Origin of the sequence: Mannheimia haemolytica, from assembly GCF_004342115.1 — a bacterium.
GTDB classification, from domain to species: Bacteria; Pseudomonadota; Gammaproteobacteria; order Enterobacterales; family Pasteurellaceae; genus Mannheimia; species Mannheimia haemolytica.
In genome coordinates, this window is record NZ_SMAC01000044.1 from 1 (window position 1) to 12,760 (window position 12,760).

The window sequence follows — 12,760 nt, forward strand, 5'->3', positions numbered from 1 at the left end:
CCATCTGTAATTTTTAGGCATATATCCCCCAACCTCACCCACACCCAACTCTCAGGAATCTCAAAAGGTGGTTCAATGGTATAAGGGGCTTTATCCGAAGCAGTATTTCTGTTATAACCAAATCATCTACTTCATTCCAATAAACTAAAACCCACTATTTCACTAAGTCTTTCATTTGTGTTATTGTGCCGATACATTTTTTTGACTACAAAGGATAGATGATGAAACTACAAAAACTTATCCGAGAAAATCATTTAGCATTGCTATTTCAACAAGGGAATTTTGGGCTTGAGAAAGAGAGCCAACGGGTTGATCGCAACGGCAATATCGTTACTACTCCCCACCCTGCCGTATTCGGTAATCGCTCTTACCACCCTTATATTCAAACCGATTTTGCCGAAAGTCAGCTAGAGTTAATCACTCCCCCGAATGCTAAATTAGAAGACAGTTTTCGTTGGCTCTCTGCTATTCACGAAGTGGTATTGCGTTCGTTGCCAGAGGAGGAATATATCTTCCCTCTCAGTATGCCGGCAGGCTTGCCGCCGGAAGAGCAAATTCAAGAAGCACAATTTGACAACCCTGAAGATGTGCAATATCGCCAACACCTTTCCAAAAACTATGGGAAATATAAGCAAATGGTAAGCGGCGTGCATTATAATTTTCAACTTTCAACGGAATTTGTCGAAAAAGCCTTTGCTTTACAAACGGAATATAGCGAGCTGAAAGCCTTCCAAAACGCACTTTATATGAAGTTAGCTAATAACTTTTTGCGTTATCAATGGATTTTGCTCTATTTATTGGCTGCCACGCCTACGGTGGAATCGCAATATTTTTATGAAAAATCACCGCTTGCGAGAGGGCAACTTGTCCGCAGCTTGCGTTCAAGCCCTTATGGTTATGTGAATTCGGAAAAAGTGGTGGTTAATCACGACAGCTTAGAAAGCTATGTTGAAAGCCTTGAAGCCAATGTTGCCAACGGATTATTAATTGCCGAAAAAGAATTCTATTCCAATGTGCGTTTACGAGGGGGCAAAAAAGCCCGTGAGCTATTGGAAAACGGTGTGAAATACGCCGAATTCCGTTTATTTGATTTAAACCCTTTCGCCCCTTACGGCATTGAGCTGAATGATGCCAAATTTATCCATTATTTCTTACTCGGTATGCTTTGGCTGGAGGAAACAAGCGGTCAAAAAGAGGTCGAAATCGGCAAACAGAAACTTTACCAAGTCGCACTTGAAGATCCAAGAACAGAAACCGCTTTCCGTGCCGAAGGTGAAGCCATTTTAAATCAACTTTTAGCGATGCTTGAAGAATTATCTGCCGGTCAGGAAAGCCTAGATTTGGTGCGGGAAAAATTAGCTCAATTTGCTGATCCAAGCAAAACCCTGAACGGACGTTTAATTGCCGCAATAGAGGAAGTCGGCAGTTATAAAGCATTGGGGGCTAAATTGGCTCAAACCTATAAGGCACAAGCCTTTGAGCGTTTTTATGCGTTATCGGCATTTGATAATATGGAACTTTCCACCCAAGCCCTGTTTTTTGATTTGATCCAACAAGGGATTGAGGTGGAAGTACTGGACGAAAACGATCAATTCCTCGCCCTGAAATTTGGCGATCATTTGGAATATGTGAAAAACGGCAATATGACCAGCCGAGATCAATACATTTCACCGCTGATTATGGAAAACAAAGTGGTGACGAAAAAAGTATTGGCAAAAGCCGGCTTTAACGTGCCGAAAAGCGTTGAATTTACCAACCTTGAACAGGCTGTGGCACATTATCCGCTATTTGAAGGCAAAGCGGTGGTGATTAAGCCGAAATCGACTAACTATGGTTTAGGGATTACCATCTTCCAACAAGCGGTCAAAAATCGAGAAGATTTTGCAAAAGCGGTTGAAATTGCGTTCCGTGAAGACAAAGAGGTGATGGTGGAAGACTATTTAGTCGGTACTGAATACCGCTTCTTTGTACTGGGCGATGAAACCCTTGCGGTGTTACTGCGTGTACCGGCGAATGTAGTGGGAGATGGCATTCACAGTGTAAAAGAGCTGGTGGAGCGTAAAAATGACGATCCGCTACGTGGCGATGGCTCTCGTAGCCCGTTGAAAAAAATTGCCTTAGGTGAAATTGAGCAGTTACAACTTAAAGAGCAAGGCTTAACCGTAGATTCCGTACCGGCGAAAGGTCAAACAGTTCAACTGCGTGCCAATTCCAACATCAGCACCGGCGGCGATTCGATTGATATGACCGACCAAATGCACGAAAGCTATAGACAAATTGCAGTGGGAATTGCTCAGGCAATGGGGGCTAAAGTGTGTGGGGTGGATTTGATCATTCCTGATCTCACCAAACCTGCCGAGCCAAATTTAAGCTCTTGGGGCGTCATTGAGGCAAACTTCAACCCAATGATGATGATGCACATTTTCCCTTACCAAGGCAAATCCCGCCGTTTAACCAAAGCGGTAATCAAAATGCTGTTTCCTGAGATAGGCAATTAAATTTTCTCTCTATACCTCTTTTAAGGAGAATTTACTCAAGAATTCTCCTTAATTTATTTCTAAAGTTTTACTCCAATTAAATTTCACTTTGTGCAAAACACTCCAAAAGAAGAATTTTTTTGTATAAGTAAAAACGATCGAAAATATCTCCGTTAACAAAATGTTATAAAGAAAAGACATTTAGCCCAATTTATAGCCAAAAAAGCTTATTGTCTGTGATATAGATCACACTTTTGTAATTAATACATTGTGTGAAATAATTATCATATTAAAATCTCGCCCCAGTAAATAAACAACTTAAAAAACCGCAAGGAGTAACAAATGAGCATTGCTATTATCATAGCAACCCATGGTGTTGCTGCAGAGCAACTTCTCAAAACAACTGAGATGTTGATTGGTGAACAAGAAGATGTTGCTTACATTGACTTTGTTCCCGGCGAAAATGCAGAAACGATTATGGGCAAATATCAAGCATTGGTTGAAGGTCCACTATCACACTGTGACCAAGTGCTGTTTTTGGTGGATATGTGGGGAGGAAGCCCATTCAACGCCGCAAACCGATTCCAAGATGGAAAATCGGGTATGGATGTTGTTGCGGGTGTGAATATTCCTATGTTAGTGAACACCTGTATGGCTCGTGATGATGTGGAGTCGTTGGAAGAATTGGTGGAAGTCGCATTAGAAGCCGGCTCAACCGGGATTCGTTCACTTAATCACCAACCTGAAGTGGCTGAGGTGCAAACCGCTACTCCTGCACAAGAAACTGCAGCTGTTCAACAGCCTGAAATTGTTGATGACGGACGTCGTATGACCATTGCCCTTGCCCGTATTGATGACCGCTTGATTCACGGTCAAGTTGCGACGGTTTGGACAAAAGAAAGTAAAGTCAATCGCATTATTGTGGTAAACGAAGGTGTAGCAAAAGATAGTGTACGAACTACTATGCTAAAAAGTGTTGCTCCTCTTGGCGTAACGGCTCACGTTGTTGATGTACCTAAAATGATTCGTGTCTATAACAACCCTGAATATGCCGATGATCGTGTAATGTTACTCTTTACCAACCCAAGTGATGTCTTAGCCTTAATTGAAGGCGGTGTACCACTCAATAGCATTAACGTGGGCGGTATTTCGCATAAAGAAGGGAAACAAATGGTTAGCCATGCTGTGGCGGTTGATCAAAAAGATATTGATGCCTTCAAAGCAATTGATGCGAAAGGTGTTGAATTAGAAGTACGCAAAGTCTCAAGCGATAGCCGTCAGTATATGATGGATTTATTGAAAAAACATAACTTAATCTAAAGGAAATTACTATGGAACTTTCAGCATTACAAATTGTGTTTTTATTCCTCGTTGCCTGTATCTCAGGTATGGGCTCAATTCTTGATGAATGGCAAACCCACCGTCCGTTAATTGCCTGTACGATGATAGGCTTAGTGCTTGGTGATGTGACTACCGGCGTTATTGTTGGCGGCTCATTAGAATTATTAGCCTTAGGTTGGATGAACATTGGTGCCGCTGTTGCACCAGATGCTGCATTAGCCTCTATTGTCTCAACCATTTTAGTCATTGTAGGTCGTCAAGATATTTCAACCGGTATCGCTATTCCGCTTGCAGCTGCCGGCCAAGTATTAACCTATGTTGTGCGTGCAATCACCGTGGGTTTCCAACACGCAGCAGATAAATCAATTGAAGACGGTAACTTAAGCCGTTTAGACTGGTTACATCGCGGTGCTTTATTGCTTCAAGCAATGCGTATTGCCATTCCGGCATTAATCGTGGCATTAACAGCAGGTACAGATGCGGTTCAAACAATGTTAAATGCCATTCCTGAAGTGGTTACAACCGGGCTGAAAATTGCCGGTGGCTTCATTGCCGTGGTAGGTTATGCGATGGTAATCAATATGATGCGTGCAGGTCATTTAATGCCGTTCTTCTTCGCTGGCTTTGTAATTGCAGGCTTTACCGATTTTAACCTTGTTGCCCTTGGAGTATTAGGTACGGTTATTGCAATGGTTTATATCCATATGCACCCTAAATATAACAAAAGCCAGCAGGTAGTGGTGGCAGCTGCACCAAAAAATGATTTAGACAACCGTTTAGACTAAGAGGGCATTTAAAATGACAACTGAAATCAAAAAAGTAACAAAAAGCGATTTGAATGCCGTTGTACGTCGTTCAAACTTATTCCAAGGTTCGTGGAACTTTGAGCGTATGCAGGCTCTCGGTTTTGCGTATGCGATGGTACCGGTTATCAAACGTTTATATCCGGATCCAAATGACCCGGGTCGCAAAGAAGCGATTAAACGCCATTCTGAATTCTTTAACACTCAACCATTCGTAGCTGCACCGATTTTAGGGGTAACGATTGCGATGGAAGAGGAACGAGCCAACGGTAAAGAAATCGACAATGCCGCAATTAACGGTATTAAAGTTGGTTTAATGGGGCCGTTAGCCGGTGTGGGTGATCCAATTTTCTGGGGAACCATTCGCCCTGTATTTGCCGGGTTAGGGGCAGTCTTAGCCTTAAAAGGCGAGCTTTTAGGTCCAATCCTGTTTTTCGCCTTATTTAACATAGTGCGTTTAGCAGCACGCTATTATGGCGTAGTGTATGGCTATAAAAAAGGGTTAGATGTTGTGCAAGATATGAGCGGCGGTTTATTGCAAAAATTAACCGAAGGTGCTTCAATTTTAGGTCTGTTTATTATGGGGGCATTGGTACAAAAATGGACGAGCATTAACGTTCCGCTTGTGCTTTCAACCATTCAAAAACAAGACGGTACAACTGAAGTAACAACGGTTCAAAGCATTCTCGATAGCTTAATGCCAGGCTTACTCCCATTATTATTAACCTTTGCTTGTATGTGGTTACTGCGTAATCGAGTAAATGCTATCTGGATTATCCTCGGTTTCTTTGTTATCGGTATCCTCGGCGCTTCAACCGGTGCATTAGCTTAGTTGCAAAATTTTCTGTGAAAAAGACCGCTTGAACTTGAACATTCAAGCGGTTTTTTATACGCTTTAGCCTAAATAAATTCACTTGCTTAATTATGACCAATACCATCCTTATTCTCTTTATTTTACTTGGCTTAGGGTTCGCCATTTATGACCAAGTTTTTATGCACAAACTCAAAGGAACAACCTTACTGGAAATCCGTTTAAAAAAGCAAAAAACAATTGATACTTGGTTATTGATTGGTTTAATCGTCTTGTCAATTAGCTATGGCGTACAAAATCAAATCCAGCCCTTTACACTCTACCTGCTGGCGACGTGCATTATTCTGTCGGTCTATCTCGCCTTTTTCCGCACCCCTCGCTTGTTGTTAAAACAGCACGGTTTTTTCTTTGCGAATGTCTTTTTTAATTACGACAAGATTTATCAAGTCAATATTGCAGAAGGAAAAGCAGACGAAAAAATTTTGGTAATTGATTTACATAGCGGAAGAAGGCTACTTGCCGATGTTGAAAATGCGGAAGATCTTCAACCGGTAGTGGATTTTTTTGGCGGTTATAAAAAGGAAAGTGAGCAGAAATAGTTTGCAAACAAAACAACAAGCGGTCATTTTTCCCTGAAATTTTGCAAAAAACCGAGGAAAGATGACCGCTTGTAAAATCGGTTAGATTAGGCTTTAGCAGCCGCTGCCGCTTTAACAATCACCGCAAATGCAGGCGCTTTAAGTGAAGCACCACCTACTAATGCACCATCAATATCCGGTTGAGTGAATAACTCTGCTGCATTGGCATCGTTTACAGAGCCACCGTATTGAATGATCACTTGGTCAGCCACTGCTTGTGATTTAGCTGCAATATGGTCACGAATAAATTTATGTACTGCTTGTGCTTGTGCCGGAGTGGCTGATTTGCCGGTACCGATTGCCCAAATTGGTTCGTAAGCAATAACTGCACCGTTGAATGCTTCCACACCGTGTGCGTTGATGACCGCATCAATTTGTCTTGCACACACTTCTTCGGTTTTACCTGCTTCATTTTCGGCTTCAGATTCACCGATACATAATACAGGCACTAAGCCGGCATCTTTTAATACTTTGAATTTTTGAGCAATAAATTCATCGCTTTCTTTGTGGTAAGTACGGCGTTCTGAATGCCCGATAATAATATATTTCGCCCCAAACTCTTTTAACATTTCAGGTGAAATATCACCGGTGAATGCCCCTTTTACGTTCACATCCACGTTTTGTGAACCAAGTGCGATTAAGCCTTTGTCGCTACAACCACAGCCACAACCGGCAAGTGATGCTTCAGCGTGTGCCAAATACATCACCGGTGGAGCGATTGCTACATCACAGCCTTCAACGCCGTGTAATTCTGCTTTTAAATCTGCAATCAGGGTTTTGGTAAAGGCTTTATCACCGTTTAATTTCCAGTTACCCATTACAAGTGGACGACGTGCCATTTTGTTTCTCCTATATGAAGTTGAACTTAAATCTAACATCAAGCACTATACCAAATTTTGTAGCCGTTTTGTGCTTTTTATTTTGCTTTTTATGATCTAGATCGAAAGGTTTAACGTATAATTTCTCAATCTTACGTATATCCTTAATATGAGAACCTGATGAAACTGAATTATTTATACTCTCCTCCTCAAGCTGTTGGGCGACTAAAAGCCGAATATGCAGACTTTATTGTGCGTGAAGAACTGGGCTACGAACTAGCCGGCGAAGGGGAATTTGTGGCGGTTAAAATCCGCAAAACCAGCGCCAACACGCTGTTTGTGGGGGAAAAGTTAGCCAAATTTGTCGGCATTTCCGAGCGTGAAATGAGTTATGCGGGCTTAAAAGACCGCCACGCTGTGACTGAGCAGTGGTTCTGCTTGCATTTAGCAGGCAAAGAAACGCCCGATTTCTCCACCTTTGAATGCGAAGGCGTGGAAGTGCTGGAAGTGACCCGCCACAACCGCAAAATTCGGGTTGGCTCTTTAGCCGGCAATCATTTTGAATTATTACTGCGTGATGTCACAGAAAGCGAAGAGTTGATTTACCGTTTGCAACAGTTACAAGCGGTCGGATTTCCCAATTATTTTACCGAACAACGCTTTGGGAGAGACGGACATAACCTGACTCAAGCCCTGCGTTGGGCAAATGGGGAAATTAGCGTGAAAGATCGCAAAAAACGTAGTTTCTACCTTTCTGCTGCCCGCTCGGAAGTGTTTAATTTAGTGGTTTCACAGCGGATTAGTGACGGCTTAATCCAAAAAGTATTAAAAAATGATTACGTTCAACTTGCCGGCTCTAACAGCTTTTTCTGCGTGAAATCGGACGAAATTGCCGAGACTCAAGCCCGTTTAACACAGCAAGATCTACTTCTCACCGCCCCGTTGATAGGCGAAAGATCGCTTGAATTAGAATGCAATCCTGCTGAAAAAACTATCATCGAACAACACGCTCAACTGGTTGCATTAATGCAAAAAGAGCGTATGGCAGCCGCTCGCCGAGCTATGCTTTGTAAGCCACAAAATCTTGAATGGCAATTTGAACAAGAGGGTTTACGTTTAAAATTCTTTTTAGATTCAGGCAGTTATGCCACTGCACTGGTGCGAGAGTTAATTCTACTTGCCGAACAGAACGAAGCCTAAGCACTCACAAGCGGTAAGATTTAAATGATTTTTTGCAATTTGTAAAACTTTGGTAAAATCTTACCGCTTTTTACACTTTAGACTAAAAAAACTGTCGAAAAATTGTTAGAATTGCGATCTTTGTATTTAGACTCTATCAAGATGTAAGATCTAAAGGAAATTATGCGAATTTTAATTAGTAATGACGATGGTTTTCACGCTGTCGGCATTCAAACCTTAGCCAAAACCTTGCGTGAAGCCGGACATAGCGTGACCATTATCGCACCGGATCGTAACCGCAGTGCAGCTTCAAGTTGCTTAACCTTAGTTGATCCGCTACGAGTGCATCGTTTTGATGAATATAATTATGCAGTGATCGCCGGCACGCCTGCCGATTGCGTACATTTAGCCTTAAACGGCTTATTTGACGGCAAATTTGCGGAAAAATTTGATTTAGTGGTCTCCGGCATTAATCACGGAGCCAATTTAGGCGATGATGTAGTTTACTCCGGCACGGTAGCGGCAGCGTTAGAAGGTCGCCACTTACCGTTACCGAGTATTGCAGTATCACTGGTTGGGCGTAAACATTCTTCGTTTTTAGACGGTGAAAATCATTTTGGAACGGCAGCACAGGTAGTGTTAGATTTATTGGAAAAAATGGAAAACCAGCCATTCCCACAAAACCACGTCCTAAACGTGAATGTGCCGAATTTACCTTATTCAGAGCTAAAAGGCACAATGATCACCCGCTTGGGTGCTCGTTCAACTGCAGCGGAAATTGTGAAGCAAAAAGATCCTCGCAATGCCGATGTTTACTGGATTGGCGTCACCGGTGATCCGATTGATGAAAGTTTTGGCACCGATTTTTATGCATTAAACCGAGACTGTGTCTCTATTACCCCGATTCAGGTGGATATGACCGCTCATAAAACGATAGCAACCTTAAAAGGCATTTTTAATGAAACTGTTTGAAACAATTTATGACAAAACAATGCAGTGGTCTAAGCACCGTTTCGCTGCTTTTTGGTTGAGTTTTGTCAGTTTTATTGAAGCGATCTTTTTCCCGATTCCGCCGGATGTGATGTTGATTCCGATGTCGATGGCAAAACCGCAAAATGCGTTTAAATATGCAGTTTACACTACCCTTGCTTCGGTTGCCGGTGGTGTTATCGGCTATTTTATCGGCCTATATGCTACCGATTGGGTGCAAGGCGTCATCGCAAATTGGGGAATGCAAGCAAACTTTGATAAAGCGAAATTATGGTTTGAAACTTGGGGGGTTGCGGTAGTATTTTTAGCCGGTTTTTCGCCGATTCCCTATAAGGTATTTACCATCTGTGCCGGTGTAATGCAGATGGCGTTCTTCCCGTTTGTGATTACTGCTGCGATTTCTCGCTTTGCCCGTTTTATTTTGGTAGCAAAACTCTCTGCTTGGGGTGGCAAAAAATATGAACAAAAAATTCGCCGCTCAATTGAATTAATTGGTTGGGGAACAATCGTTTTAGCCGTTGTTGCCTATATAATTTATACATTAATGAAATAAATTTTAAGGATATAAAAATGAAAAAATCACTTTTTGTTTTATCTCTGATTTCTTTTGCTTTAGTGGGTTGTTCAAGCAATTCGGGTGAATCCACTTCTGCGGTAGAAACAACAGAAGCAAATGCAACTTGGCAATCAGCAGATAGCATTCAAACTGCACCAATGCCTGCCTCGATGAATCAACCTATTGCCACTCAGCCAACCTATCAGCAGCCGACTTACTCTGCACCACAACCAATTTCGGCAGCACCAGCACCAATGCCTGTTTCAAGTGGTAGTGATAGCTCTCAAGTTGAAACAGTAGGGAACTGCCAAGTGGTGCGTGATGCGAATAATGCTCCTATCTATTCACAAATTACCAAAGGCTGCTACACAGAAAGTCACTATACGGTAGGTAAAAGTGATACGCTTTATTTAATCGGTTATCTAACCGGCACCAATGCCAATCAAATTGCGCAGCTAAATGGTTTAAATACCGGCTCTCCACTGAAAGTCGGGCAAGTCTTACGTGTTCGTTAATAGGCAGAGAAAATGAACAGAACCCTTTTAGCATTTGCAATTTCTTGTGCATTTTTGACCGCTTGTAGCTCGCCTACTCAGCCACAAGTTGAAGATCCAAATATGTTACCTGCAGGCACATTACAACCGATTGAAGGCTCAGGCGCAAGCCAAGACAGTTACAGTTGGCCGTCTGATATTCAATCAACGTCAATGCCTGACAGTATGAAATAATTTTAGGACAATCATTTAATGAAAAAACAATTTATTCTTCTCCCTTTAGTCTCTGCTGTTTTGGCAGCCTGTTCTTCAAACAATCCAGCACCGGTGGTGAATGCTTCCGGTAATAACGAATTAAGCCCGGGCGTGATGCAGCCTGTTGATGTGAGTGCAGGTGCAATTAATTCAAGCGGTGGCTGGCAGTCTGATATTCAATCTGCACCAATGCCAAGCTCGATGAATACCACTCCGGTGCAAACAATGCCCCAGCCGGTTTCAGTGCCACAACCTGTGGCGACTGTACCGCAGCCAATTACCAATCCGGTGATTACCGAACAACCACCACAGCCGACAACCACGACCAAAATCGTGAAAAAAACGAAAACGGTCGAGAAAAAAGTGGATCAAAATTTTGAGATCCCGCGTGATGCCAACAATGCCCCAATGTACAACCAAATTCAAAAAGGGTTCTACGATGGCTCTACCTATACCGTACGCAAAGGCGACACAATGTTTTTGATTGCCTATATTGTGGGTAAAGATGTAAAAGAAATCGCCGCTCTTAATAATATGAGCGAACCTTACCAATTAAGCGTAGGGCAAAAACTCAAAACCGGCAAATCTGCAACGAAAACTATTACCGTGGAAGAAAAAGTCACCGTACCGGTTGAACCACAAATTACCTACCAACAAGGTGCAAACGGCACAACCTATGCTTCTGGCGGTAATATTACTGGGCCGGTAAAAGCAGGCACAGCCAACGCTGATGTCACGCCGGTTAATAACGGTATTAAAGCAACAACTGCAACTGCTCCGGCAGTAACTGCTTCTGTCGGTACAGTAAATGCAACAGAGGACCGTACCGCCTCCACCATTCGTGCCACAGATGGCACAGCAAGTGGTGCCGTACAAAGTAGTAATACTGTTTCTGCACCAGCTTCATCAATTAAATGGCAATGGCCAACCAGCGGGCGTGTAATTTCAGGCTTCTCCTCAGCAGAAGGAGGTAATAAAGGCATTGATATTGCCGGCAATAAAGGACAAGATGTACGTGCTGCCGCCGCAGGTAAAGTGGTATATGCCGGTAATGCCTTGCAGGGTTACGGTAACTTAATCATCATCAAACATACCGATGATTTCTTAAGTGCTTATGCACACAACAATACTATTGAAGTTGATGAGCAAGAAACGGTGAAAGCCGGTCAGAAAATCGCGACTTTAGGTAGTACAGGAACCAATACGAATAAATTACATTTTGAAATTCGTTACAAAGGAAAATCTGTCGATCCGGCTCGTTATTTACCAAGAAAATAAGAGTAACTTTTTAGCATAATCCGACCGCTTGTGTACTACAAGCGGTCAATTTTTAGGAAAATTATGCAAATGAAAAAATATATCGCACACATGATAAGTTCGTTACTGCTGATAGCTTGTTCGGACTACCGAGCAACACCAACTAGCCCAAGCGATGCTTACACTTGCTCTCCTTCTTTTCGCTACTCTTTCTTAAAAAAACGTGCATACCTTTATTCAGTATAGCCGACATTCAATTATTGGATCCAACCGAGCCTTCACATCGCATTTATATTTTGTTATCTGAAGATCGATTTCAAGCCGAAGTCTTCTCAACGAAGCTCTCTGAATCTTCTATGTTATTGGAGGCGGTTAAAGGAGGCTATATTTCAAAAGACGGAAAAGTTCGTTTACTCAAAAAAGCTGAAGGTTGGAAAATTTACTATGAGTGAGACTAAAATACGTTGTGATTGGTGTAAAAGCAGTGAAATTTATATGAAATATCACGACGAAGAATGGGGAAAACCGGAGTTTGACAGCCTCAAACTGTTTGAGAAAATCTGCCTTGAAGGGCAACAAGCCGGACTTTCTTGGATTACGGTGTTGAAAAAACGGGAAGCCTACCGCCAAGCATTCCATCAGTTTAATCCTGAAAAAATTGCCAAAATGGGTGAAGAAGAAATTGATTTGTTAATGCAAAACACTAGCTTAATCCACCACCGAGCAAAGTTAGAAGCCATTATAAAAAATGCGAAAGCTTATATCACAATGCAGCAAAATGGCGAAGACTTCAGTCGGTTTATTTGGTCTTTTGTGAATTATCAGCCGCAAATTAATGATGTACCAACACTTGAAGCTGTTTCTGCTCATACAGAAACCTCAAAAGCAATGCCAAAAGCGTTGAAAAAACGTGGGGTTGTGTTTGTAGGCGAGACTACTTGCTATGCTTTTATGCAGTCAATGGGGCTGGTTAATGACCATGTGAATAATTGCGTGTTCAAACATAAATAAACACAAAAAATTAGGCGACCATTTGGTCGCCTAACATGTAGAAGATCAAACCTAATCTGACAGTCCCCCGTTTTAAATTACCGTGTCTGTCAGATTAATTTGAGCTTAAATTCTTTTCCACCCAAATCCG

13 protein-coding genes are annotated in these 12,760 nt (G+C 42.2%); 12 read left to right on the forward strand and 1 reads right to left on the reverse strand.

What is annotated here, in order from left to right:
- Positions 1–221 precede the first annotated feature (221 nt).
- From gshAB to EDC41_RS12565, 5 genes are all read left to right on the forward strand, one after another.
- Complete coding sequence (gshAB, locus tag EDC41_RS12545; protein WP_006249999.1) at positions 222–2,498, forward strand: bifunctional glutamate--cysteine ligase GshA/glutathione synthetase GshB; 2,277 nt, start codon at positions 222–224, stop codon at positions 2,496–2,498.
- 321 nt (positions 2,499–2,819) lie between these two features.
- Entirely contained in the window at positions 2,820–3,797 is a 978-nt protein-coding gene (gene manX / locus EDC41_RS12550) for a PTS mannose transporter subunit IIAB (RefSeq protein WP_006251954.1), read from the forward strand.
- Positions 3,798–3,808: 11 nt separating this feature from the next.
- Positions 3,809–4,603, forward strand: a complete 795-nt coding sequence (locus tag EDC41_RS12555; protein ID WP_132303694.1) for a PTS mannose/fructose/sorbose transporter subunit IIC — start codon at positions 3,809–3,811, stop codon at positions 4,601–4,603.
- 13 nt (positions 4,604–4,616) lie between these two features.
- Positions 4,617–5,453 carry a PTS mannose transporter subunit IID gene (locus tag EDC41_RS12560; protein WP_006251952.1) on the forward strand — a complete coding sequence of 279 codons (837 nt, stop codon included), beginning with the start codon at positions 4,617–4,619 and terminating at the stop codon, positions 5,451–5,453.
- Between the two features lie 92 nt (positions 5,454–5,545).
- Positions 5,546–6,031 carry a DUF986 family protein gene (locus EDC41_RS12565; protein ID WP_006251951.1) on the forward strand — a complete coding sequence of 162 codons (486 nt, stop codon included), beginning with the start codon at positions 5,546–5,548 and terminating at the stop codon, positions 6,029–6,031.
- A gap of 86 nt (positions 6,032–6,117) precedes the next feature.
- Here the strand turns inward: EDC41_RS12565 and tpiA are convergent, their stop codons facing one another.
- Positions 6,118–6,909, reverse strand: coding sequence for a triose-phosphate isomerase (gene tpiA / locus EDC41_RS12570; RefSeq protein WP_006251116.1), 792 nt, complete (start codon positions 6,907–6,909; stop codon positions 6,118–6,120).
- A gap of 159 nt (positions 6,910–7,068) precedes the next feature.
- Here tpiA and truD point away from each other — a divergent pair, with 159 nt between their 5' ends.
- The 7 genes from truD (at position 7,069) to EDC41_RS12610 (ending at position 12,630) form a co-directional block, all read left to right on the forward strand.
- On the forward strand, positions 7,069–8,088 hold the full coding sequence (truD, locus tag EDC41_RS12575) for a tRNA pseudouridine(13) synthase TruD (protein ID WP_006251115.1): 1,020 nt from the start codon (positions 7,069–7,071) through the stop codon (positions 8,086–8,088).
- Positions 8,089–8,250: 162 nt separating this feature from the next.
- On the forward strand, positions 8,251–9,039 hold the full coding sequence (gene surE, locus EDC41_RS12580) for a 5'/3'-nucleotidase SurE (protein ID WP_006251114.1): 789 nt from the start codon (positions 8,251–8,253) through the stop codon (positions 9,037–9,039).
- A complete protein-coding gene (locus EDC41_RS12585) occupies positions 9,026–9,610 on the forward strand; it encodes a YqaA family protein (RefSeq protein WP_006249472.1) in 585 nt (194 codons plus the stop codon). The genes surE and EDC41_RS12585 overlap by 14 nt, the downstream gene beginning before the upstream one ends.
- Positions 9,611–9,627: 17 nt before the next feature.
- Positions 9,628–10,128: a LysM peptidoglycan-binding domain-containing protein gene (locus EDC41_RS12590; protein ID WP_006249473.1), complete on the forward strand. Its 501-nt coding sequence runs from the start codon at positions 9,628–9,630 to the stop codon at positions 10,126–10,128.
- 12 nt (positions 10,129–10,140) lie between these two features.
- Complete coding sequence (locus tag EDC41_RS12595) at positions 10,141–10,341, forward strand: hypothetical protein (protein WP_006249474.1); 201 nt, start codon at positions 10,141–10,143, stop codon at positions 10,339–10,341.
- Between the two features lie 18 nt (positions 10,342–10,359).
- The gene (locus EDC41_RS12600; RefSeq protein WP_006251113.1) at positions 10,360–11,640 is read left to right on the forward strand and encodes a peptidoglycan DD-metalloendopeptidase family protein; all 1,281 of its coding nucleotides are present in this window, start codon (positions 10,360–10,362) and stop codon (positions 11,638–11,640) included.
- A 423-nt stretch (positions 11,641–12,063) separates the two neighbouring features.
- Complete coding sequence (locus tag EDC41_RS12610) at positions 12,064–12,630, forward strand: DNA-3-methyladenine glycosylase I (RefSeq protein ID WP_006251112.1); 567 nt, start codon at positions 12,064–12,066, stop codon at positions 12,628–12,630.
- Positions 12,631–12,760 lie beyond the last annotated feature (130 nt).